Origin of the sequence: Bradyrhizobium sp. BWC-3-1 (genome assembly GCF_032917965.1) — a bacterium.
GTDB lineage: Bacteria > Pseudomonadota > Alphaproteobacteria > Rhizobiales > Xanthobacteraceae > Bradyrhizobium > Bradyrhizobium canariense_D.
Map to the genome: position 1 here is coordinate 3,274,393 of NZ_CP136625.1, position 23,335 is coordinate 3,297,727.

20 protein-coding genes and 1 riboswitch are annotated in these 23,335 nt (G+C 64.0%); of the genes, 10 read left to right on the top strand and 10 right to left on the bottom strand.

All coding sequences use genetic code 11. The annotated features are described in order from the left end of the window. The first annotated feature begins 96 nt into the window (after positions 1–96). The gene (locus RX329_RS15650; protein WP_085349376.1) at positions 97–972 is read left to right on the top strand and encodes a hypothetical protein; all 876 of its coding nucleotides are present in this window, start codon (positions 97–99) and stop codon (positions 970–972) included. A 9-nt stretch (positions 973–981) separates the two neighbouring features. Further along, positions 982–1,974 carry a hypothetical protein gene (locus RX329_RS15655; protein ID WP_018456372.1) on the top strand — a complete coding sequence of 331 codons (993 nt, stop codon included), beginning with the start codon at positions 982–984 and terminating at the stop codon, positions 1,972–1,974. 133 nt (positions 1,975–2,107) lie between these two features. On the opposite strand, the gene gcvP is transcribed toward RX329_RS15655, so the two are convergent. The 3 genes from gcvP to gcvT all read right to left on the bottom strand — a co-directional run bounded on the left by gcvP (position 2,108) and on the right by gcvT (position 6,663). After that, positions 2,108–4,972: an aminomethyl-transferring glycine dehydrogenase gene (gcvP, locus tag RX329_RS15660; RefSeq protein ID WP_317246418.1), complete on the bottom strand. Its 2,865-nt coding sequence runs from the start codon at positions 4,970–4,972 to the stop codon at positions 2,108–2,110. A 162-nt stretch (positions 4,973–5,134) separates the two neighbouring features. Continuing rightward, positions 5,135–5,503 carry a glycine cleavage system protein GcvH gene (gcvH, locus tag RX329_RS15665; RefSeq protein ID WP_027567642.1) on the bottom strand — a complete coding sequence of 123 codons (369 nt, stop codon included), beginning with the start codon at positions 5,501–5,503 and terminating at the stop codon, positions 5,135–5,137. An 11-nt stretch (positions 5,504–5,514) separates the two neighbouring features. Then, positions 5,515–6,663 carry a glycine cleavage system aminomethyltransferase GcvT gene (gcvT, locus tag RX329_RS15670; RefSeq protein ID WP_085349373.1) on the bottom strand — a complete coding sequence of 383 codons (1,149 nt, stop codon included), beginning with the start codon at positions 6,661–6,663 and terminating at the stop codon, positions 5,515–5,517. Between the two features lie 143 nt (positions 6,664–6,806). Further along, positions 6,807–6,896: riboswitch (glycine riboswitch) on the bottom strand. A 220-nt stretch (positions 6,897–7,116) separates the two neighbouring features. Between gcvT and alaS the strand changes: the two genes are divergently transcribed. Both alaS and RX329_RS15680 read left to right on the top strand, forming a co-directional pair. After that, entirely contained in the window at positions 7,117–9,810 is a 2,694-nt protein-coding gene (gene alaS / locus RX329_RS15675; protein ID WP_026233155.1) for an alanine--tRNA ligase, read from the top strand. 4 nt (positions 9,811–9,814) lie between these two features. Beyond that, positions 9,815–11,041 carry a cyclic nucleotide-gated ion channel gene (locus RX329_RS15680; protein ID WP_085349372.1) on the top strand — a complete coding sequence of 409 codons (1,227 nt, stop codon included), beginning with the start codon at positions 9,815–9,817 and terminating at the stop codon, positions 11,039–11,041. A gap of 4 nt (positions 11,042–11,045) precedes the next feature. Here RX329_RS15680 and RX329_RS15685 read toward each other — a convergent pair whose 3' ends face one another. After that, entirely contained in the window at positions 11,046–11,540 is a 495-nt protein-coding gene (locus RX329_RS15685) for a DUF3455 domain-containing protein (protein ID WP_085349371.1), read from the bottom strand. A 98-nt stretch (positions 11,541–11,638) separates the two neighbouring features. Next, a complete protein-coding gene (locus tag RX329_RS15690) occupies positions 11,639–12,853 on the bottom strand; it encodes an NADP-dependent isocitrate dehydrogenase (RefSeq protein ID WP_018456365.1) in 1,215 nt (404 codons plus the stop codon). A gap of 359 nt (positions 12,854–13,212) precedes the next feature. Here RX329_RS15690 and RX329_RS15695 point away from each other — a divergent pair, with 359 nt between their 5' ends. The 3 genes from RX329_RS15695 (at position 13,213) to RX329_RS15705 (ending at position 16,195) form a co-directional block, all read left to right on the top strand. Next, positions 13,213–14,412 (top strand): TrmJ/YjtD family RNA methyltransferase, encoded by a 1,200-nt coding sequence (locus RX329_RS15695; protein WP_085349369.1) that lies wholly within the window; start codon positions 13,213–13,215, stop codon positions 14,410–14,412. Between the two features lie 99 nt (positions 14,413–14,511). Then, complete coding sequence (locus RX329_RS15700; RefSeq protein WP_240543953.1) at positions 14,512–15,243, top strand: tetratricopeptide repeat protein; 732 nt, start codon at positions 14,512–14,514, stop codon at positions 15,241–15,243. After that, positions 15,182–16,195, top strand: a complete 1,014-nt coding sequence (locus RX329_RS15705) for a tetratricopeptide repeat protein (RefSeq protein ID WP_317246111.1) — start codon at positions 15,182–15,184, stop codon at positions 16,193–16,195. The genes RX329_RS15700 and RX329_RS15705 overlap by 62 nt, the downstream gene beginning before the upstream one ends. Before the next feature lie 99 nt (positions 16,196–16,294). On the opposite strand, the gene RX329_RS15710 is transcribed toward RX329_RS15705, so the two are convergent. From RX329_RS15710 to mddA, 4 genes are read right to left on the bottom strand one after another with little or no spacing between them, the layout of a single operon-like run. Further along, on the bottom strand, positions 16,295–17,044 hold the full coding sequence (locus RX329_RS15710) for a hypothetical protein (protein WP_317246112.1): 750 nt from the start codon (positions 17,042–17,044) through the stop codon (positions 16,295–16,297). Positions 17,045–17,072: 28 nt separating this feature from the next. Continuing rightward, positions 17,073–18,050: an NADPH:quinone oxidoreductase family protein gene (locus RX329_RS15715; protein WP_026232965.1), complete on the bottom strand. Its 978-nt coding sequence runs from the start codon at positions 18,048–18,050 to the stop codon at positions 17,073–17,075. After that, positions 18,047–18,748, bottom strand: a complete 702-nt coding sequence (locus RX329_RS15720; RefSeq protein ID WP_051112990.1) for a helix-turn-helix transcriptional regulator — start codon at positions 18,746–18,748, stop codon at positions 18,047–18,049. Before RX329_RS15720 ends, RX329_RS15715 begins: the two co-directional genes overlap by 4 nt. Further along, a complete protein-coding gene (gene mddA, locus RX329_RS15725) occupies positions 18,745–19,548 on the bottom strand; it encodes a methanethiol S-methyltransferase (protein ID WP_085358897.1) in 804 nt (267 codons plus the stop codon). The genes RX329_RS15720 and mddA overlap by 4 nt, the downstream gene beginning before the upstream one ends. A gap of 148 nt (positions 19,549–19,696) precedes the next feature. Between mddA and RX329_RS15730 the strand changes: the two genes are divergently transcribed. Then, positions 19,697–21,241 (top strand): alpha/beta fold hydrolase, encoded by a 1,545-nt coding sequence (locus tag RX329_RS15730; RefSeq protein ID WP_317246113.1) that lies wholly within the window; start codon positions 19,697–19,699, stop codon positions 21,239–21,241. A gap of 138 nt (positions 21,242–21,379) precedes the next feature. Continuing rightward, positions 21,380–21,868 (top strand): cyanase, encoded by a 489-nt coding sequence (gene cynS, locus RX329_RS15735; RefSeq protein ID WP_018455520.1) that lies wholly within the window; start codon positions 21,380–21,382, stop codon positions 21,866–21,868. A 55-nt stretch (positions 21,869–21,923) separates the two neighbouring features. Here the strand turns inward: cynS and RX329_RS15740 are convergent, their stop codons facing one another. Beyond that, positions 21,924–22,247, bottom strand: a complete 324-nt coding sequence (locus RX329_RS15740) for a DUF1476 domain-containing protein (RefSeq protein WP_018455521.1) — start codon at positions 22,245–22,247, stop codon at positions 21,924–21,926. Positions 22,248–22,557: 310 nt separating this feature from the next. On the opposite strand from RX329_RS15740, the gene purC reads away from it, so the two are divergent. After that, positions 22,558–23,325, top strand: a complete 768-nt coding sequence (purC, locus tag RX329_RS15745; RefSeq protein ID WP_008974302.1) for a phosphoribosylaminoimidazolesuccinocarboxamide synthase — start codon at positions 22,558–22,560, stop codon at positions 23,323–23,325. Positions 23,326–23,335 lie beyond the last annotated feature (10 nt).

A 23,335-nucleotide genomic window follows, 5' to 3' on the forward strand; every position in this document is an offset into this window, starting at 1 on the left:
TAAAGTTTTTCGCGAGGAGCGGGCGCTGAGGACGTTGAGTTGCCGACGTCTTCGGCGCCTGTTTCGTTTGGGATTGGTCATGCTCGGGGGGGCGCGATGAAGCGGTTGATCTTGACCAGTTCGTCCGGAAGCGGGCTCGCCCGATCGGGCTTGGCGGAGCTTGTCATCTCATCCTCGTTTCACTTTGAGTGGGGACCGCTGCCCTCGCCCGAGAAGCTCGCAGCCTTTTTCGCCGCGCGTTCGGCGAATCTCGGGCCGGGTGATCATTGGTCCGACTGGGGCATCCGGTGGCCCAAGGACATCAAGGCCCGCAAAGACTTGTCCCTTGCGAACTTCTGCGAGCAATATGACGTGGTTGAACTTTGGTTCGACCCAGCTCCCCGGGATCAATTGCAGCTCGTCTGGCTGCTGGACCACCTCAGCTCCTGCTCCTCGCTGGTGCGAAAGCTTAAACTTCGACTTGTGGCATCCGAGCTGACCACAGAACGCGGTGAGGATCTCGCTGCGTCCGAGCCGCACATTCATGTCGTGCGTATCACGGCTCGAGAGTTCGAGACTGCCCGGTTGGCGTGGTCGGCCTACCGCGCGACGACCCCTGAGGCGTGCGTCGATCTCCTTCACCAGGATCTCAGTGCATTGCTGATGCTGCGGTTGTTTCACCTGCGCTCGCAACGGCGCACATATGTGTTCGGAGAATTTGAGTTGGGTTCGTTGCTCGAGGGGCTCGCGCTCGGCCCCAAGCCCGTAGTGGCCGGGTTGGGCGACGAACTGCGCACGATCGATCGCGAAAATTTAAGAGCTCGGCACGAGGTCTATCTCCGCAGCCGGTTGTCGTTGACCGAGTTCGGCAGGGCCGTCCTGGCCCATCAGGAAGATTTCAGTCGCCACAATCCGATCGACCGCTGGTGGGGCGGCACGCACCTGACCAATGATCGGCTGTGGCGTTACGGTAATGTTTTGACGAAGCCTTGAGGCCACGGCATGACGCGGCTCATTGTCACGACCGACTCGTCCATCGCCGGCGCTATTCAACAGGCGGGCCTTGCCGACCTCGTGATTGCCATCGAGCGCCGGCTGGTCTGGGGACCGTTGCCAGCCGATGCAGAGCTGGACGCATTCTTTGCGCCGCGTACGACACAGCCCCGCGGGCTTCACTGGCTCGACGATACGCCGTCCTGGCGTCTCGAGGAATCAGGCGTGAAGGATCGAGGACTGATTGAACTGCTCGCGGAATATGACACGGTCGAGTTTTGGCGAGGGCCGGAGCCAAATGCGCAATTGATCCTGCTCTGGCTGCTCGATCATTGGGGCCGCCAACACGATGCAAATCCCGACTTTGTCGTGCGCTCCCTGTCCTTGGGTGTCAGGGATGTCGACCCACCGCGAAGCGAACTCTACCCGCCGGCTGTTGCGATCACACCTCGTCAACTCAAATCGGCCAAGCGTGCATGGCGGGCCTATCGCGCGCCGACCCCGCAAAGTTGGAGGGATCTCTTCAAGACCAATTTGAGCTGTTTGCCACAACTCGCCCCTCACGTGAGGGCTCTGCTCAACGAACTTCCGCGTCCCGCCTCAGGCCTTGGAGCCACGGAAGCGCGGATACTCCAGCTCATCGCGCGAGGCGGCATGCAGCCTTTCGATGTCTTTCCGGGCCATCAGAAGTGCAACGGGCTGGATGTGTATGGTTATTGGGAAGTTGGAGCGCTGCTTGACGGCCTTGCGCGGTGCGAGAGGCCGGCCGTGTCGGGACTGGATCAAGGTCCTTTTTCGCTAGAGATGCACGACGATTCAAGTCAGTTCGATCGGTACGAGCGGTCGCAATTGACGCTGACCGAGTTCGGAAAGGCGGTGTTGGGAGGCGACCAGGATTTTCGCCGGCACAACCGGATTGATCGCTGGTGGGGCGGCACTCACCTGACCAACGAGCGACTCTGGCGGTGGGACCCCGAGACCCGTTCGTTGGTTGCGCCCTAAATGCGTGTTCCGTGCCGGAGGGTGGGTTAGCGAAGTGTAGCCCACCTCTTCCATTTCGCCAGAGACAGAAGTGGTGGGTTACGCCAGCGACTGCGCTTCGCGCAGCCGGTGGCTAACCCACCCTACAAAACGGTTACTCCGCCGCCTCCGCGTAATCGCTCACCGGCGGGCAGGAGCACACCAGGTTGCGGTCGCCATAGACGTTGTCGACGCGCCCGACCGGGCTCCAGTATTTGTCGGTGCGCGAGGTGCCCGCGGGGAAGCAGCCCTCGGCGCGGGTGTAGGCGCGCTTCCAGTCGTCATCCGCGATGTCGTGCACGGTGTGCGGGGCGTGGCGGAGCGGCGACGCCTCGATCTTGAAGCGGCCGGCCTCGACCTCGGCGATTTCCTTCCGGATCGCGATCATGGCATCGCAGAAACGATCGAGCTCCGCCCTGGATTCCGATTCGGTCGGCTCGATCATCAGCGTGCCCGGCACCGGGAAGCTCATGGTCGGCGCGTGGAAGCCGTAATCGATCAGGCGCTTGGCGATGTCGTCGACGGTGACGCCTGAGGTCGTCTTCAGCGCGCGGGGGTCGACGATGCACTCATGCGCGACGCGGCCTTTCTCGTTCTTGTAGAGCACCGGGAAATGCGCATCGAGCCTTGCAGCCACGTAGTTGGCGTTGAGGATCGCGATCTCGGTGGCGCGCTTGAGGCCTTCGCCGCCCATCATCAGGATGTAGATGTAGGAGATGGTGAGGATCGAAGCCGAGCCGAACGGCGCGGCCGAGACCGGCCCCACAGGCGCTTTCCCATCCGTCGCCGGATGACCGGGCAGGAACGGCTTGAGGTGCGCCTTGACGCCGATCGGGCCCATGCCCGGGCCGCCGCCGCCATGCGGGATGCAGAAGGTCTTGTGCAGGTTGAGATGGCTGACATCGGCGCCGTAATCGCCGGGCCTGCTAAGGCCGACCTGCGCGTTGAGGTTGGCGCCGTCGAGATAGACCTGCCCGCCATGGCCATGCACGATCTCGCAGATCTCGCGGATGTGCTCCTCGAACACGCCATGGGTCGAGGGATAGGTGATCATGACCGCGGCGAGGTCGTTCGAATGCTTCTCGGCCTTGGCGCGGAGATCATTGACGTCGACGTCGCCGTTCTTCTCGCAGGCGACCACCACCACGTCCATGCCGACCATCGCGGCCGAGGCCGGGTTGGTGCCGTGCGCGGAGGAGGGGATCAGGCAGATCTTGCGATGCGTCTCGCCACGCGCCGCGTGATAGCCGCGGATCGCGAGCAGCCCGGCATATTCGCCTTGCGCGCCCGAGTTCGGCTGCAGCGAGATCGCGTCATAGCCGGTGATGTCGCACAGCCATTTTTCCAGCCGCGCGAACAGCGCGTAGTAGCCCTTCGCCTGCTCAGGCGGGGCGAACGGATGCAGGCTGCCGAATTCCGGCCAGGTCAGCGGCATCATCTCGGTGGTCGCGTTCAGCTTCATGGTGCACGAGCCGAGCGGGATCATCGCGCGGTCGAGCGCGAGGTCGCGGTCGCTGAGCTTGCGCATGTAGCGCAGCATCTCGGTTTCCGAGCGATGCGCGTGGAAGACGGGGTGGGTGAGGAAAGAGGTCGCACGCTTGAGCGTCTTCGGCAGCGCCTCGCGCGTGGTGGCGTCGATCTCGGCGTATGCAAGCTGCCCGCCGAAGGCGCGCCAGACTGCTTCCACCGTTGCGGGCGTGGTGGTCTCGTCGAGCGCGATCCGCAATGCAGTTTCGCCAGCGCCGAGATTGATCTTCTCGGCCGCCGCGCGCGCCACGATTTCGGTACGCTTCGCCCCTGCATCCACGCTGAGCGTGTCGAAGAAGCTGTCGGACTGCAGCGCAAAGCCGAGCTTGCGCAGGCCGGCCGCCAGCACCGCGGCGCGGCGGTGCACATTGCGCGCGATCTGCGAAAGGCCTTCGGGGCCGTGATAGACTGCATACATCGAGGCGATCACGGCGAGCAGCACCTGCGCGGTGCAGATGTTGGAGGTCGCCTTCTCGCGGCGGATGTGCTGCTCGCGGGTCTGCAGCGCGAGACGGTAGGCCGGCATTCCGCGCGAATCCACGGAGAGGCCGACGATGCGGCCGGGCAGCGAGCGCTTGAGCGCATCGCGCACCGCCATATAGGCCGCGTGCGGCCCGCCATAACCCATCGGCACGCCAAAACGTTGCGCCGAGCCGATGGCGATGTCCGCGCCGAGCTCGCCGGGCGAGGCGAGCAGTGTCAGCGCCAGCAGATCGGCGGCGATGATCGCGAGTGCGCCCTTGGCCTTCAGGCTGGCGATCGCGGGCCTGAGGTCGCGCACAGCGCCTGAACTGCCCGGGTATTGCAGCAGTGCACCAAGCACGTCGGTCTTGTCGAGATCGGTGAGGGGATCGCCCACGACCAGGGTCCAGCCCAGCGGCTCCGCGCGGGTGCGCATCACGGCGAGCGTCTGCGGATGCACGTCCTTGTCGACGAAGAAGGCCTTTGCTTCGACCCGTGAGTGCCGCTCCGCGAGCGCCATCGCTTCGGCGGCAGCGGTGGCCTCGTCGAGCAGCGAGGCGTTGGCGACGTCGAGCCCGGTGAGGTCGCAGATCATGGTCTGGAAGTTGAGCAGCGCCTCGAGCCGGCCCTGGCTGATTTCAGGCTGGTAGGGCGTGTAGGCCGTGTACCAGGCCGGGTTCTCCAAAATGTTGCGCTGGATTACCGCGGGCAGGATCGTGCCGGAATAGCCTTGGCCGATCAGCGAGGTGAAGACCTGGTTCTGGGCGGCGAGTTCGCCCATATGCGCGATCGCTTCGGTCTCGCTGAGCGGCTTGCCGAGATCCAGTGGGACGGCCTGCCGGATCGAGGCCGGCAGCGTCTGCGCCATCAGCGTATCGACGCTGTTCGCGCCGACGGCCTCGAGCATCGCGGTGACGTCGCGCGCGGAGGGGCCGATGTGGCGGCGAACGAAGCTGGTGGTGTCGCCGTTGGATTTGCGGTGCGCGGTCATCATGGGTCCTCGCTTCAGATGTTCTTGTCGCCGTCATGCCCCGCGAAGGCGGGGCATCCAGTAAACGCAGCCGCTTCGGCTAGGGCCGATGGGCCGCGGCGTACTGGATCGTCCGCCTTCGCGGACGATGACACCGAATATGAGGTCAGAGTTCGCATCATCTCACGCCGTGTGGGCCTTGTAGGCGGCTTCGTCCATCAGACCGCCGAGCTCGCTCTTGTCGGCAATCTTGATCTTGAAGAACCAGGCCGCGCCTTGCGCATCCGAGTTCACCAGTGCGGGCTCGGCGGCGAGCGCGGCGTTGGTCTCGAGCACTTCGCCCGTCACCGGCGCGTAGACGTCCGATGCGGCCTTCACCGATTCCACGACCGCGGCGGGTTCGGCCTTCTTCAGCGTGCGGCCGAGCTTGGGCAATTCGACGAACACGACGTCGCCGAGCTGCGATTGCGCGTAGTCGGTGATGCCGACGGTGGCGACATCGCCGTCGATCGCGAGCCATTCGTGGTCGGAGGTGTACAGCGTCGTGGTCATTTTCTCGGTCCTCAGCGTTTGTAGGTGTTTTTCACGAAGGGCATGGCGGCGATTTGCACGGCCAGGCGCTGGCCGCGCACCTCGGCGAAGAGTTTTGTGTCGATCGCGCTCGATGCGGTGGGCACATAGCCCATCGCGACCGGCGCATTCAGGCTCGGGCCGAAACCGCCCGAGGTGACCTTTCCGATCGGCTCGGCGGAGGTCGCATCCGCAAACAGCAGCGCGCCTTCGCGCACCGGCGCGCGGCCCTCGGTGCGCAGGCCGACGCGGCGGCGGGATGCGCCATGGTCGAAATGGGCGAGAATCTTTGCCGCGCCGGGGAAGCCCCCCGCACGCGCGCCGCCGGTGCGGCGGCTCTTCTGCACCGACCATTCCAGTGCGGCCTCGACCGGCGTGGTCGCGGTGTCGATGTCGTGGCCGTAAAGACAAAGCCCGGCCTCGAGCCGCAGGCTGTCACGGGCGCCGAGCCCGATCGGCATGACGTCCGGATTGTCCAGCAGGGCCTTGGCGAGCCGTTCGGCATCGCCGGCAGGAACCGAAATCTCAAATCCGTCCTCGCCGGTATAGCCTGAGCGCGAGACGAAGCAGTCGAGGCCGGCAACCCTGTGCGGGCCGGAATCCATGAATTTCATGGCGGGTGCTTCTGCACACAATTTCGTCAGCGCCGATTCCGCCTTCGGCCCCTGCAGCGCGATCAGCGCGCGGTCGGCAAGCGAATCGATCATGCAGTCGTCCGAGAGATTCGCGCGCAGATGCGCCTCGTCCTCGGCCTTGCAGGCGGCGTTGACGACCAGGAAGAGGTGATCGCCGAAATTGGCGACCATCAGATCGTCCAGAATCCCGCCCTCGGCATTGGTGAACTGGGCGTAGCGCTGCCGGCCCGGCGCGATCGCCAAGATATCCTGCGGCACCAGTCGTTCCAGCGCGCGGGCGGCGTCCTCGACCTTGCCGGATTTCGGCCTGAGTGCGATCTGGCCCATGTGGGAGACATCGAACAGGCCGGCTGCGTTGCGGGTATGAAGGTGTTCCTTCAGGACTCCGGCCGGATATTGCACGGGCATGTCATAGCCCGCGAACGGCACCATCTTGCCGCCGAGCGAGACATGCAGGTCGTAAAGGGGGGTGCGTTTCAGGGAGTCTTTGTCGTCGCGCGCAAGCATCGGGGGGCCCTCGGCGGTTCCCCGGGAACGATTTCCCGTGGACACCAGTCGAAGCCCCATCTGTCGCTGTGCCTGAGAGTATTATCCCGTCGGCGGACGCTGTCCGGACCTAAACCCGTCGGCGCCTCTTTCCAGATGCTGTCAAAGCCACGCGGTCCTTTTGCCTGAGAGTTTCCGGGGCGGTTGCTCCTTCGGCGCCGGCTACCAGTGCCGGTCTCTCCCGACGTGGCCGTACGATACAGAGGTAAAGACCACAGGCCGGCCAAGCCTGTCAACGCGGCATCGGCGGCTTTCCAACGGATTACGCGACTGCGGCAACGCCTTGATCTGGCTGCACAGTTTCTGGACAGCCAAGCTGGCCTTGTCTAAAAGCGCATTGGCCCGCAGATATCAGCCCAAACTTGCGGTTTGGGTGGCTGGAAGGCGGGTGCAAGCACACCCGATTGGATGAACATGAGCGGCGTCAACGAGATCAGGTCGACCTTTCTGAATTTCTTTGCCGAGAACGGCCACGAGATCGTGTCGTCCTCGCCATTGGTGCCGCGCAACGATCCGACGTTGATGTTCACCAATGCCGGCATGGTGCAGTTCAAGAACGTCTTCACCGGCGTCGAGAAGCGGCCCTATCAGCGCGCCACCACCTCGCAGAAATGCGTGCGCGCCGGCGGCAAGCACAATGACCTCGACAATGTCGGCTACACCGCGCGCCATCTCACCTTCTTCGAGATGCTCGGGAACTTCTCCTTCGGCGACTATTTCAAGGAGCGCGCGATCGAGCTGGCCTGGACGCTGATCACGAAGGAGTTCGGGCTCAAGAAAGACAAGCTGCTCGTCACGGTCTACCACACCGACGACGAGGCGGCCGGGCTGTGGAAGAAGATCGCGGGCTTCTCCGAGGACCGCATCATCCGCATCCCGACCTCGGACAATTTCTGGGCGATGGGCGACACCGGGCCGTGCGGGCCGTGCTCGGAGATCTTCATCGATCGCGGCGAGCACATCTGGGGCGGGCCTCCGGGCTCGCCTGAGGAGGATGGCGATCGCTTCCTCGAATTCTGGAATCTCGTCTTCATGCAGTACGAGCAGGTGACGAAGGAGGAGCGCGTGGCGCTGCCCCGTCCCTCGATCGACACCGGCATGGGGCTGGAGCGCATGGCCTGCATCATGCAGGGCGTCGACAGCGTGTTCGAGACCGACCTGTTCCGTCATTTGATCGACGCGACCGCGTCGGCTCTGGGAAGCGGACCGGACGAGAAGACCGTGGCCTCGTTCCGCGTCATCGCCGACCATCTGCGTTCGTCGGCCTTCCTCGTCGCCGACGGCGTGCTGCCCTCGAACGAGGGCCGCGGCTATGTGCTGCGCCGGATCATGCGCCGCGCGATGCGCCATGCGCAGCTGCTCGGTGCGCAAGAACCGCTGATGCATCGCCTGGTCTGGGCGCTGGTGCGCGAGATGGGCCAGGCCTATCCGGATCTGATGCGCGCGGAAAATTTGATCGAGGAAACGCTGCGGCTGGAAGAAACCCGCTTCCGCAAGACGCTGACGCGCGGCCTCGCCATTCTCGACGAGAAGAGCGCGTCCTTGAAGAAGGGCGACATGTTCGACGGCGACGTCGCCTTCACGCTGTACGACACTTACGGCTTCCCGCTCGATTTGACGCAGGACGCGCTGAAGTCGCGCGGCATCAGCGTCGACCAGGCTTCCTTCACCGACGCGATGGAGCGTCAGAAGGCCAAGGCGCGCGAGTCCTGGAAGGGGTCGGGCGAAGCGGCTTCCGAGGCGATCTGGTTCCCGCTGCGTGAGAAGCTGGGCGCAACCGAATTCCTGGGCTACGAGACCGAGAGCGCTGAAGGCGTGGTGACTGCGCTGGTCAAGGACGGCAAGGAAGCCACGAGCCTCAAGGCCGGCGAGACGGGCGCGATCGTGCTGAACCAGACGCCGTTCTACGCGGAGTCCGGCGGCCAGGTCGGCGACACCGGCGTATTGACCGGCGAGGGCGGCATCAAGTTCCGCGTCACCGACACCCAGAAGAAGCTCGGTGATTTCTTCGTTCACGTCGGCACATTGGAGAGCGGCGAGCTGAAGCTCGGCACCGCGCTGCAGCTCGAAGTGGATCACGGCAGGCGTTTTTCGATCCGCGCGCATCATTCGGCGACCCATCTCATCCACGAGGCGCTGCGCCAGGTGCTCGGCGACCACATCGCCCAGCGCGGCTCGATGGTCGCGCCGGATCGGCTGCGTTTCGACTTCGTGCATCCGAAGCCGATCACGGCGGAAGAGCTCGCGCGCGTCGAGGACATCGCCAACGAGGTGGTGCTGGAGAATGACGAAGTCTCGACCCGCGTCATGGGCGTGGACGAGGCCCGTGAGGCCGGCGCACGCGCCCTGTTCGGCGAGAAATATGGCGACGAGGTTCGCGTCGTCTCGATGGGCCGGACCGCGCGCGAGCGCGGCGCCAACGCACTCGGCTGGTCGGTCGAACTTTGCGGCGGCACGCATGTCAGGCGGACCGGCGACATCGGGCTGATCACGCTGACGGGCGAGAGCGCGGTCGCCTCCGGCGTGCGCCGCATCGAGGCTTTAACCGGCAACTACGCGCGAAAACACGCCAACGACACCATGGCGCTGGCGAAGACCGCGGCCCACGAGCTGCGCACCTCGATCGACGACGTCCCGGCGCGCATTGCCGCTCTGATGGAGGAGCGCAAGAAGCTCGAGCGCGAACTCTCCGACGCCCGCAAGAAGCTGGCGATGGGCGGCGGTGCAGCTTCGAGCAACGGCGCGGCCTCAGGTGTGCGCGAAGTCGGCGACGTCAAGCTGATGGCGCGCGCGGTCGAGGGCATCGAGATGAAGGATCTCAAGAGCCTTGCCGACGACGGCAAGAAGCAGATCGGCTCCGGCGTCGTCGCTATCGTCGGCGTCACCGAGGATGGCAAGGCCGGCGTCGTGGTCGGCGTCACCGCGGACCTCACTTCGCGTTTCAATGCAGTCAATCTGGTGAAGGTCGCCTCCGAAGCGCTCGGCGGCAAGGGCGGCGGCGGGCGGCCCGACATGGCGCAGGCCGGCGGCCCTGATGGCGCCAATGCGGCCGCGGCGCTCACGGCGATCGAAAAAGCCATGGCTGAACAAAAATCGGCCGGCGCGTAGGCAGGTGCGCCCCGTTCCGCGAGGAATTGGGCTTCGCGATCCCAATCTGAGGGATCGCCTCTACGAATTGCTGGAGCATGATCCGCTGGCCTACTCGGTCGGGTCGCGCTTCATCCAGCTGATCATCGGCGTCATCGTGCTCGATGTCGCCGCGATGATCCTTGCCTCGGTGCCGGAGCTGGACGCGCAATTCGGCGCGCTGTTTTCGGCGATCACCATCCTGTCCGTGATCGTGTTCGCGCTGGAATATGCGGCGCGGCTGTGGACCGTGGCGGGCCATACCCAGCGCGCAGCGTCCGCGCTGTCCGACCGGCTCAGCTATGTCTTCTCCGCACTCGGCATCATCGATCTGCTCGCGTTTCTGCCGGCCGCGATCGTGCTAGCCACGGGCCGGCATGCGACGCTGGCAGCGCTCGGCGTGCTGCCGTTCTTCAAGCTGGTGCGCTACTCGCCGGCGATGCGGTCGCTGCTCGCGGCCGTGCACGCGGAGCGGCGGGCGCTGATCGGCTGCATCGTCATCCTGATCGGCGCGGTTCTGACGTTTGCCTCGCTGCTCTATGCCATCGAGCGCGACGTGCAGCCGGACAAGCTCGGAACCATTCCGCAGGCGATGTGGTGGGCGATCGTGACGCTTGGCACCGTCGGTTACGGCGACGTCGTGCCGGTGACGGCGCTCGGAAAGTTCATCTCCGTCTTCACCATCATCAGCGGCTTTGCCATGATCGCGCTGCCGGTCGCGATCATCTCGACGGCGTTTGCGGAAGAGGTGAAGCGGCGCGACTTCGTGGTCACCTGGGGTATGCTGGCGCGGGTGCCGCTGTTCTCGCATCTCAGCGCATCCGAGATCGCCGACATCATGCGGCTGCTGCGGGCGCGCACGATCGAGCAGGGCGAGATCCTGGTGCGGCGGGGCGATGCGGCTTCGTCGATGTATTTCATCACCGCCGGCGAGGTCGAGATCGCGCTGCCGAACCAGCAGGTGCGGCTCGCGGATGGCACGTTCTTCGGCGAGATCGCGCTGCTGCATAAGACAAAACGCAGCGGCACGGTGACGGCGACACGCAAGACCCGGCTGCTGGTGCTCGACGCCCAGGACTTTCACGCCCTGATCGAACGCATGCCGACGCTGGCCGCGCACGTCCACAAGACCGCAAAGGCGCGACTGGAGGGCAGCGGTGACCTTGCGGTGGCGGAGCTGGCGCAGGCGGAGCGCGACGGCACCGACCGCTAAGCGCTCAGCCCTTCTTCAGGAAGACGTAGTCGGCTGAATAGGGCGCGCTCTTGAAGTCGCCGGCCTTGTCGCACGCGCCGTCGAGCTTGCCGCCATGGGTGTTGATACGCTGAACCGTGGTAACGGGCGTGAGGACGCCGCTGCCGCGGTGGGCGGTCACTTCCAGCTTCAGCCAGGGAATGTCGGCGGCGGTGGTACCCGGCGCATTGCCGGCGGCCTTGGCGGCTACGGCGCTGCCGTCGGCATGCTCCCAGTTCGGTCCGGCATAGTGACGGCCGATCGTCTTGCCCTCGGACAGCAGCGTCGCGATGGGTTCGCGAAAAGCCCAGGCGAGCTTCCCGTCGCTGCCGGCTTCGCACTCATAGACCTGCGCGCCCTCGGCGTGGACGCTGAGCACGATGCTCTCGCCGGGCGCGGCGATGGCGTCGGGAAGCGGGTCGGCGGCCACAGCCGGTCCAGCGAGCAGCAACAGGCAGGGGACGGCAAGCTTGATCGACATGGTCGCATCTCCGCCCAAAGGTCCAAATAAGCGAACGGGCCGCGTTTGCGACGCGGCCCGTGATGATGTCCGTCCCAGTCGGGCGAAATGCGGACGGCTTACGCCGCCAGCGCCTTGCCGAGGTTCTCGGCGACCTTGTCGAGGAAGCCGGTTGTCGAGAGCCAGCGCTGGTCGGCGCCAACCAGGAGCGCGAGGTCCTTGGTCATGTAGCCTTCCTCGACGGTGTCGACGCAGACCTTCTCCAGGGTGTTGGCGAACTTGGCGAGCTCGGCATTGTTGTCGAGCTTGGCGCGGTGCGACAGGCCGCGGGTCCAGGCGAAGATCGACGCGATCGAGTTGGTCGAGGTCTCCTTGCCCTTCTGGTGCTCGCGATAGTGGCGGGTCACCGTGCCGTGGGCGGCTTCGGCTTCCACCGTCTTGCCGTCGGGGGTGAGGAGAACCGAGGTCATCAGGCCGAGCGAGCCGTAGCCCTGCGCCACCGTGTCGGACTGCACGTCGCCGTCGTAGTTCTTGCAGGCCCAGACATAACCGCCGGACCATTTCAGCGCGGAGGCGACCATGTCGTCGATCAGGCGGTGCTCGTAGGTCAGGCCCTTGGCGTCGAATTCCTTCTTGAACTCGCGCTCGTAGATGTCCTGGAAGATGTCCTTGAACCGACCGTCATAGACCTTCATGATCGTGTTCTTGGTCGAGAGATAGACCGGGTAGTTACGCAGCAGGCCGTAATTCAACGATGCGCGGGCGAAGTCGATGATGGAATCGTCGAGGTTGTACATCTGCATCGCGACGCCGGCGCCCGGGGTCTTGAACACTTCCTTCTCGATGACGGTGCCGTCCTCGCCGACGAACTTCATCGTCAGCGTACCCTTGCCCGGGAACTTGATGTCGGTGGCGCGATACTGGTCGCCATAGGCGTGGCGGCCGATGATGATCGGCTTGGTCCAGCCAGGAACCAGGCGCGGCACGTTCTTGCAGATGATCGGCTCGCGGAAGATCACGCCGCCGAGGATGTTGCGGATGGTGCCGTTCGGCGACTTCCACATCTGCTTGAGATTGAACTCCTTCACCCGCGCTTCGTCCGGGGTGATGGTGGCGCACTTGACGCCCACGCCGACCTTCTTGATCGCCTCGGCGGCGTCGATCGTGACCTGATCGTTGGTGTGGTCGCGGTACTCCATTCCCAGGTCGAAATATTGCAGCTCGACATCCAGGAACGGGTTGATCAGCTTGTCCTTGATGTACTGCCAGATGATCCGGGTCATCTCGTCGCCATCGAGTTCGACGACGGGGTTGGACACCTTGATTTTTGCCATGATCGGGGAAGCCTCTTGGGAACGGCGCTTGTGGCGCGCCACGGGAATATCCGCCGCCTCTTAGCACCGGGACGCGGCCGGCGAAAGCCAAGGGATTATGCACTTTTAGCTCATCCAGCCTCCGCAGATGGGGGGCGGGAGCAGCCCTGCCGCGGGGACCGGGCTGAGGTTTCAGGCGAGATTCAAAAGTCGAATCCAACCCGTTATTTCCCTTGAGAATTTTGTCAGGACAGGCAAACGACAGGCGAACGGGCAGCCGGCCCAAGACCGAAGTCAAGACCAGGTCGGGACCGGCCTTGAATCAGTTCATGAAGAGCGCCTGCCCAAGACCTTGAGAACCAGTGTGAAAGCGAAGCGAGATGTCCGGGACTGACAAGAGCAAAGCGGGCCTTTCCCTCGACGGTCCCATCGTGATCCTGGTCGAGCCGCAACTGGGCGAAAACATCGGCATGGCCGCGCGCGCCATGGGCAATTTTGCGCTTGGCGCCTTGCGCATCGTCAACCCTCGCGACGGCTGGCCGAACGTCTCCGCCCAGCGCGCCGCCGCCGGCGCCGACCATATTCTGGATAGGGTCGAATTGTTCGACACGGTCGGTGAGGCCGTCGCCGACCTGGACCTGCTGTTCGCCACCACCGCGCGCCCCCATGACCAGGCCAAGCCGGTGGTGGGGCCGGAAGCCGCAGCTAGCGAGATTTCCGGGCACGTCGCGGCCGGCGGCAAGGCCGGTATCCTGTTCGGCCGGGAGCGCTGGGGCCTGACCAATGAGGAGGTCGGGCTCGCCAACCGCATCATTACCTTCCCGGTCAATCCGGGCTTTGCCTCGCTCAACCTCGCCCAAGCGGTGCTGCTGGTCGGCTACGAATGGTTCAAGCGGGCGACCTCCGGCGAGCTGCCGCATGCCATGCCGGAGCGCTCTGAGCGCGCCTCGCAGCACCAGATGCAGGCCTTCTTCGACAATTTGATCCGCGAACTCGACCGGGTCGAATTTCTGCGCCCGGCCGAGAAGCGCGACACCATGCTGGTGAACCTGCGCAACATCTTCACCCGGATGGAGCCGACCAAACAGGACATGCACACCCTCCATGGGGTGGTGATGGCGATCGCGGAAGGGCGCAAGGGCCCGGCCAAAGGCGGCGTGCTCGACGGCGAGCAGGCAACGCGGCTGCGTGCGCTTTTGGCCGAGCACGGTCAGGGCGGCGGCGTCCCCGACAGCGGCTCCACCGTGCGCGGCCTCGCCCGTCTGCTCCGCCGCAACCCAACCGATGCCGAGCGGCTGCTTTGGCAGGCCCTCACACGCGACCGCCGCTTCGCAGGCCAGTTCAAGCGCCAGACTCCTGTGGGGCGGCATATCCCGGACTTCGTCTCGTTCCCGCACCGGATCGCGATCGAACTGGTGAACACGGGCGAGAATGAGACGATCGTCGCGGATCGCGCGTCGCGGCGGGCGTGGCTCGAGGCGCGCGATTATCGCGTGATCGAGATGCGGGCTGCGGACGTGGAGCGGGATCTCGAGGCGGAGCTAGTACGGTTGCAGGGGCTGATGGCGGAAACAACATAACTTTGGGCACGCCGCCGGTTTGCGAGCGCCGCAACCGAGGGCTGTGCAAGAGCATGACCGGTTGCTAATGTCGTCCCCGGGAATTGAGTTGGGGACTGCATGTTCGGAATGACAGGCCGCGCGCTCGTTTGTGCGGCAGCAGGCGTAAGCGCGTTGGCATTGGCGACCTTGCTCGAAATATCGGGCGCTCGTGCGGAAATGGCCTTGAGCGCCAAGTGCAACGCGGCCGGCAATTTCAGTGTCGATGACCGCATTGCGGGCTGCACCGCCATGATCGAGGCAGCGACCGGTATGCAGCCAGCTGTGATCATGGCGCATTTCCGCCGCGCCATGTTCTACCGCCAGAAGGGCGAGATCGACTTTGCGATCGCGGACTACAATCAGATCATCGAGCGCGATCCGGGCAATCTGAACGCCCGTATCGCGAGGGCGTCTGCGTTTATTCAAAAGCGACAGCCCGAGGCCGCGCTGTCAGATTACGCCAAGGCAATCGAGCTCGATCCGAAGAGTACCTACGCATATATCGGACGTGCTCACGTCTATTCGGCGAGACGAGACTTCGTCCGCGCCATCGCCGACTATGATCAGGCTCTCCTGATCCATCCGGACAATGTCATAGCGTATGTCGAGCGAGGCCTTGCTTACATTCGCAAAGGGGATCCGGATCGGGCCATGGCCGACTGTGATCGAGCGGTCGAGATCAGCCCCCAAACCGGCGGCGGCCAACTGTGCCGGGGTCGGGTTTACTTCGCCAAAGGCAATAGAGAACGTGCATTGGCCGAACTCGATCAAACCACGCCGATCAGGCCAACGAAGGAGAATTTCTACTAACTTCCGAGCCGAGTCCTTCTCTCAGCTGGGCGAACTCGACCGCGCTATCGCCGACTACGACCGGGTCATCGAGCTGAATCCACAAAGCCGGACTGCCTACGGCTGCCGCGGTGTCGTCTATGCTCAAAAGGGCGACTATGATCGCGCCATCGCCGATTACGACCAGGTGATCCGGCTGCTACATCAGGATCAAGGGATCTCGGGTGGTCGGCAGACGCGGATTCAAGGTCAGGACGGTGACCCCATTTCCACGTCCGTCGCGGGTGAATCAATTGCACTCGCTTCAGGGGACGGCCCTGTGCTCCGCGCTCGCGGGGTAGCCTACTACGCGAAAGGCAATCTTGACCGCGCTATCGCAGATTACGATGAGGCGATTCGCCTCAATCCCAAGGACAAGGATGCAATATCGTCTCGCGGCAACGCGTACAGGGCCAAAGGAGACTTCGACCGCTCGCTTGCGGACTACGATCAACTTGTACGACTCGATGCCAGGGATGCGCGCGCCTACTTTCATCGTGCAAGGGTCTATTGGCAGAGCGCTTCTTTTGCAAAATCGTTGGCTGACCTCGATCAGTCAATCCAGCTCAATCCAAAGGATGCCTATCCGGTTTTATGGGGCGAAATCGTTGCAAAGCGCAGCGACCAACAGAGCCGGCTGAGCGAGGCTGCGAAGCAGCTGGACGCGACGAAATGGCCCGCGCCGATCGTCAATCTCTTTCTCGGCAAGATGACGCCGGAGCAAGTGCTCAGCGCGGCGGACGACGCCGACCCGATGAAGAGAAAGTGGCAGTTCTGCGAGGCGAATTTCTATATTGCCGAGCGCGCACTGCAGGGCGGCTCCAAGGAAGAGGCGCTTAGGCTGTTGGATCAGGCGGCGGCCGATTGCCCGAAGACCTTCATCGAGAAGCAGGCGGCCGACGTTGAGCTCCTTTCGCTGCGAGCGAGCCGCTGACCTCGATCAGGCTTCCTAAGGCGGGCAAAGCGAAGCGTGCCACCATCTCACGTACCGAGACGGAAGTGCTGGGCATGGCGCTGCGCGCCTTCGGCCACCTTACGAAGGACGTCCGAGCTGCACTTCGCGCTGGACCGCAATCCATGTCGCTCGCGCCACCGCCAGCAATCTCCCGGCTTCATCGTGAAGCGCAGCTTCGGCCGCGCGTTTGCGGCCGTCGCGGCCGATGGGCCAGGCCGTGATGATGCAGCGTTCTCCCGGGCGCGGGCGGGCTTCGATCCGTGCTGACATTCGCCCCAGCAGCAGCGGTGCCTTGTCGAAGCCGCCGTTCTGTGGATCGCAATTGCAGGCAAAACCGGTGGGGCAGTCGAGCGCCGACCAGAGGAATTCCGGCGCGACGAGGCCGTCGTCGGCGGCGAGATTCTGATCCGGCGTCCAGCTCGCCGCGAGAACGGCGTTGTGACCACGGAGCGAGCCGGCAAAAATGCGCAAGCCGTCGCCTTTCGCCCTTGCCGGACCGCACACGAAACATGTCGGCAATGGATGCTCGTGCGGCTTGACCGGCGTCAGCAATTCGGCGGCGCAGGCGTCCTCGAAGCTGGCTGTCTCCAGTCGCGAAAGCTCCACGCTTGCCGGCTGCCCGGTCGCGACGATCTTGTTGCCGTCGCGAAGCTCCCATGTGCCGTCGTCGGTTGCGACCGCATCGAGCGGAGTGTCCAGCGGCGGCGGCGCGCGCAGCGTTATCTCCGCGGCGCCGGGAATATGGCGGGCGAGCCGGCCGCAGACATAGCCGCCGTTGCCGGAGTTCGGAGGACCGCAAAAGCGTTTGTCGATGATGATCTGTGTCATCGGTTTTGTTCTCTCTTTCCGGCTCACCTTACCTGATCTTGAGGACAATTCGCCCCTGAACCGTTCGGTTGGCCACGGCGCGCATGGCTTCTCCGGCCTCCTCCAAACGAAGGACGCGATCGATGTGCGGACGGATTTTTCCCTCGGCCAGCAATTGCATCAGCGTGGCGTTCATACGCGCGGCATCAGCTGAGAATTTCTCCGCCCAGGCGCCGACGAAGACGCCGAGGATGGAATAGTTCTTCAGCAGCGGAAGGTTCATCGGGAGCTGTGGAATTTCGCCGCTGGTGAAGCCGATCGGCATCAGCCGTCCGCCCCATTTCATCGACCGGGCCAACTGCTCGAATATCGCGCCGCCGACATTGTCGAAGCCGATGTCGATCCCTTCGCCACCGGTGATCGCCTTGATCCGGTCGCGCAGATTCTCTGTGCGATAGTTGATGACCTCGCTGGCACCGTAGGCGCGCACCAGGTTCGCCTTGTCATCGGAGCCGATACCGGCGACGACGCGCAGGCCCAGGTGGCGGCCAAGGTCGACCGCGGCAAGGCCAACTCCGCCGGCCGCACCGGTGACGAACAGCGTTTCGTCGCGCTGCGCCCGGGCCCGCTCGACCAGCGCATAATAGGCCGTGCCGTAATTGTGCAGCACCGTCGCCGCGGCTTCGAATGCGACGCCATCCGGCAGTCGCACGGTTTTCGATTCCTTCGCTATCATCCGTTCGGCGTAGCCGCCGGTCCAGGCGCTGCACGCCACGCGGTCGCCAGGCGCGAATCCCGTGACTTTGTCGCCGACCGCGACGACGACACCGGATGCTTCCGTGCCGGGCACGAAGGGCGTCGGCGGCCGCATCTGATAGAGACCCGAGACCACCAATTGGTCCATGAAACTGACCGAGGCCGCATGGACGGCGATCAGAATCTCGTCGCCGGACGGCTTCGGCTCGTCGATTTCACTAAGGCGCAAATCGCCGGGTCCGGTGAATGAGCTGCATAGAATTGCTCTCATCGTGTCGCTCCAACGGATTGTCTGCATTCGGCAGGTTTGCGTAACGGCGTCGCATATCCCGCGACAAGCTTGACGAAATCTGCCTGTCGCGCTGCACCGGTCTTTTCAAACAGGCGCCGGACATGCGTCTTGATCGTCGTATTGGCGACGCCGAGTGCCGCCGCCACTTCGGGAACGCCGCCGAGTTCGACGATCGCGAGCATCACACGCAGTTCGGCTGGCGTCAGTTTGAACGCGTTACGGAGAGCTTCCGAACGAGGCAATATTGTCAGCGCCGCCTTGCGGACGAACAGTGCGGCAACCGCGCTGCAGGCGGCAGACGCATTGCGGCGCATGCCCGATGTGAGCGACAGGACATGGGCGACGTGGCGTTCTCCGTCCAGCCCGATCATCGAGATCGCGAGTCCGTTGATGCCATGCGCCTGGTCGCCGCGTCCCGCTGCCGCGAAGACTTGCCGCAACGTCTGGCTGACCGTGCTATCGCAGGCCATCAGAACCCCACGGAGCTCGAGGAGGACGTCGCTCGCATCGAGCATGGCCTGCCCGGCGGTATTGGCGTGAATCAGACGTCCGTCTGTGTCGACGAGAAATAGGCTGGCGTCGAGCCCATCGAGGGTATCAGCGAACACGGCGGCGTTTGCTGCCACCTGAACGGGCCCCCGCTCGACCGCAAATGCGCGGCATGGCACTGCGCTCATCGGGGTGCACCAGCGGAGCGAGGGGGCTGGCGCTCGTCCGCCGGGCGGCGCGTGAAGAGACGCGGCACCAGCATCGGAACGCGGTGGCGATATTGCTGATAGGTCATGCCGAACTCGGCGATCAGATCGCGCTCCTCGAACTGCAGGGCGATCAGGATGTAGGCCGTGTTCGCGAGCGCGAACAGCAGATGGCCGGCGGTCATCTCGGGCGTAGCCCAGAACGCGAGCAGGAAACCCAGCATGATTGGGTGCCGCACGATCTTGTAGAGCAGCGGTGTTCTGAACGATTGACCTGGTATCTCGCTCCCGCGGAACGCGACGAAGGCCTGGCGGAGGCCGAACAGATCGAAATGATCGATCATGTGGGTGGAGGCGAACGCGATCAGCCAGCCGAGCCAATGCACGCCGATCAGCAACCAGGCCGCTATTCCGCTCGTTTGCCAGACCGGCGTCGGGATCGGACGCCACTGCCAGAACAGCAACAGCAGGATCAGGCTGGAAAGCAGCACATAGGTGCTGCGCTGGCAGGCCGCGGGGAGGAATTTGGCCGACCATCGTTTGAAGGCCGGCCGCGCCATCACGCTGTGCTGGATCGCAAACAGGCTCATCAGCAGCAGGTTGACGACGACGGCCACGCTCAGGTCCGTCGGGCTGCCGACATCGATCGACTTATCGATCGACATATCTATCGATTTGGGCACGACATAATTGCCGACGAAACCGAGCGCATAGAGAAATGAGACCGTGAAGATGACGTAGCTCACGATGGCGTAGAGCAGGATCAGGAGGCGCGAGATCATGTTTTTTCCTATTGTGCCTAATGCAGCCGTGCCGCATTCAGGAGCCTGAATTGCTCGCCCGCGAGCAGGCTCGATCTGCCCCGACTGCTATTGCCGGACCGTCCCCTGTGCGTCCCCCGGGGGCGCCGCAAGGGGAGGGAGGACTTTCATGACGGCTTTCTCGCTGGGGACATTCGGGTTCCCTGAGGTCCACGCCGACGGCCGCCCGATCAAGTTGGCCTTGCGCAAGGGCCTCGCGCTGCTGGTCTATCTCGCGGAGGCCAAGGGCGCTGTGGCCCGCGAAATCGTGGCGACGCTGCTGTGGCCTGAAACTGACCGCGAGACCGGCCTTGCGCGGTTGCGGCGGCTGCTTCACCGAATCGAGCTGACGCTCGGTCAGCAGGTGTTCGAGACCGACCGCACCAGTCTGCGATGGTCTCCGGCAGTCGCGCTGCAGGTCGATGCACATCTTTTCGAGAGCGCCTGCGATCGCGGTGACTTTGACGAAGCCTGCCAGATTTATCGCGGAGATTTCCTCGCAGGCTTCTCCCCGGAGGACTGTCCGGAATTCGACGATTGGGCGTTCTTCCGCCGCGAGGCGCTGCGGGGACGGCTGATGCACGCGCTGGAGCGTCTGGTGCAGGACAAGACCGCTGCCGGAGACTACTTCGCCGCGACCGCGCATGCGACCCGTCTGGCCGAGCTCGATCGTTTGAGCGAGGTCTATGGCCGGCATCTGATCCGCAGCCTGCTGCTGGCGGGCGACCGCAGCGCGGCAGAGCGGCACCATGCGGCACTGACGCGGCGGCTGCGTGACGAGCTTGGTGTTACGCCGGAAGCCGAGACCGCGGCGTTGATGAGTCCTGCGGCGGCACACTCTGTACCAGCGACGCGCTACGTCAAGGGCGCCGGTGTGCATCTGGCGTATCAGACCTATGGCAGCGGTCCGCTCGACATCCTGGTCATGCCCGGCTTCGTATCGCATGTGGAACGCGCCTGGGAGCATCCGGCGAGCCGAACCTTTCTGGCCTCACTGACGAAGCTGGGGCGTCTGATCGTGTTCGATCGTCGCGGGATCGGGTTGTCCGACCGGGTTGGGTCGGCGCCTGATATCGACGTCACCGCGGAGGATATCGGCACCGTGCTGCGCGCCGCGGATGCGCGCCGCGTCGTGCTGTTCGGCGCATCCGAGTGCGGGCCGGCCTGCATCAAATTCGCCGTCGACGAGCCGCGTCTCGTGGCTGGACTCATCCTGTTCGGTGCATTGGCCAAGGGCTGCTGGTCGCAGGACTATCCGCACGCGTTGCGCGCCAGCCAGTACGACGCCTGGAGCAAGCACCTCATCGCGCAATGGGGAGGTCCGGTGGGGATTGAGACCTTCGCACCCAGCCTTGCCGGCGATCCCCAGGCCCGCGCATGGTGGGCGGGGCTATTGCGCGCGGCCTCCAGTCCCGGCGGCATCTCGGCCGTGCTCGAGGCGTTTCGCGACGCCGACGTGCGGCAGCTTTTGCCGCAAATTGCCATGCCGACATTGGTGTTGCATCGTCGGGACGACAAGGCCGTACGGATCGCGGCCGGCCGCGATGTGGCGAGCCGGATCAAAGGTGCGCAATTCGTCGAGCTCGACGGCAACGATCACTGGTTCTTCGCGGGCGATCAGCAGCCGGTGCTCGATGCGATCAGGGGATTTACGGAAGCATTGCCGAGGCGATGAGGCGAGGCACGTAAATCCGTAGCCCCGGTCATTGGCACGTTTCGTGCCTGCCAAAGTGGCACAAAAAAGCGTCGCGTCTATCCGCTGCCTCGAGGAAATGAGCCGGCGCGACATAGTCTTAGCCAAGGAGACCCTGACATGAAACGCGAAGACCTCACCGAGAAGCTGCTCGACATCAAGCGCGAGAAGGGCTGGAGCTGGAAATATATCTGCGAGAAGATCGGCGGCTATTCCGAGGTGCTGATAACAGGCGCGATCCTCGGCCAGATGAAACTGACGAAGCCGCAGGCGGCCAACGCCGGCGAACTGTTCGGCCTGTCGAAGGCGGAGACCGCCATGCTGAACGAGGTGCCGATGCGCGGCACCGGCACGCCGATGCCGCCGACCGACCCGCTGATCTACCGCTTCTACGAGATGGTGATGGTCAACGGCCCGGCCTGGAAGGCGCTGATCGAGGAGGAGTTCGGCGACGGCATCATGTCGGCGATCGACTTCGACATGGCGATCGAGCGCGTGGCGAATCCGAAGGGCGACCGCGTCAAGTTCACGATGAGCGGCAAATTCTTGCCGTACAAATATTACGGCGCCAGCGGCAACGTGCCGGAATATGGGTTCAAGGAGGGATAGCTGGTTGGCATTCCGGGGGCGCGTCGCAGACGTGGCCCCGGAAAGATGCTTCGCCTTATTTCCCGGCCTTCACCTCGGCCGCCGCCACCGCGATCAGCTCGTTCATCTTGGCGCGAATCGCCTGTTCGGTGACGGCCACGTTCTTGGCGGCGAAATCGGCCATGACCTTGCGCAGGACGTCGGCGTCACCGGCTTCCTCGAAATCGGCCGCGACCACCTCCTTGGCATAGGCCGTGGCGGCATCACCCGTGATGCCGAGCTTTTCGGCCGCCCACAGCCCGAGCAGCCGGTTGCGGCGGGCTTCCGCCTTGAATTTCTGCTCCTCGTCGAGGGCAAACTTCTTCTCGAAGCCTTCCTCGCGCTTGTCCAACGTGCTCATGCCTTTTCCAATTCCCTGCTGACTGGACCCGGCTGGCCCTCGTTGCGAGAGCCCCGGTGCATGCCTAGATAGGGGGCAGGAATCGGCAAAACAACGAGCCGTTAAGCCGCAGGCAAGGCGGTATAAGTTTGATGCCGGACGGCCGGATCGATTGTGCTGGGACAGCCAATCGGATAGGTTGCCTCAGGCTGGGTTCCCGTTCTGTTTTCTAGGGGTTCCGGGCCGTTCACGGCAGCTCCGCTGTGGGTCGTAGTCTCGTCAACCGGAGCACACCAAATACATGGATTTCAACAAAACACGGTACATCCCCATGAGCCGTCGGCGTCGCATTTATGAAGGCAAGGCAAAGGTTCTTTACGAAGGCCCGGAGCCCGGTACCCTGATCCAGCACTTCAAGGATGACGCCACCGCGTTCAATGCGAAAAAGCATCAGGTGATCGAGGGCAAGGGTGTCCTCAACAACCGGATCTCGGAGTACCTGTTTCAGCACCTCAACGACATCGGGGTGCCGACCCATTTCATCCGCCGCCTCAATATGCGCGAGCAATTGATCCGCGAAGTCGAGATCGTGCCGCTGGAAGTGGTGGTGCGGAACGTTGCCGCCGGCTCGCTGTCGCAGCGCCTCGGCATCGAGGAGGGCACGCAGCTGCCCCGCTCGATCATCGAGTTCTACTACAAGAACGACCAGCTCAACGATCCCATGGTGTCGGAAGAGCACATCACCGCTTTCGGGTGGGCGACACCGCAGGAGATCGACGACATCATGGCACTTGCCATCCGTGTCAACGACTTCCTCACTGGTCTCTTCCTCGGCATCGGCATCCGCCTCGTCGACTTCAAGATGGAGTGCGGCCGGCTGTTCGAGAACGAGATGATGCGGATCATCGTCGCCGACGAGATCTCGCCGGATAGCTGCCGCCTGTGGGACATCAAGTCGAACGAGAAGCTCGACAAGGACCGTTTCCGCAGGGATCTCGGTGGGCTGCTCGAGGCCTATACCGAAGTCGCCAAGCGTCTTGGCATCCTCATGGAGAACGAGCGTCCGGCGGGCTCAGGCCCGGTGCTGGTGAAGAGCTAAGAGGGATCTG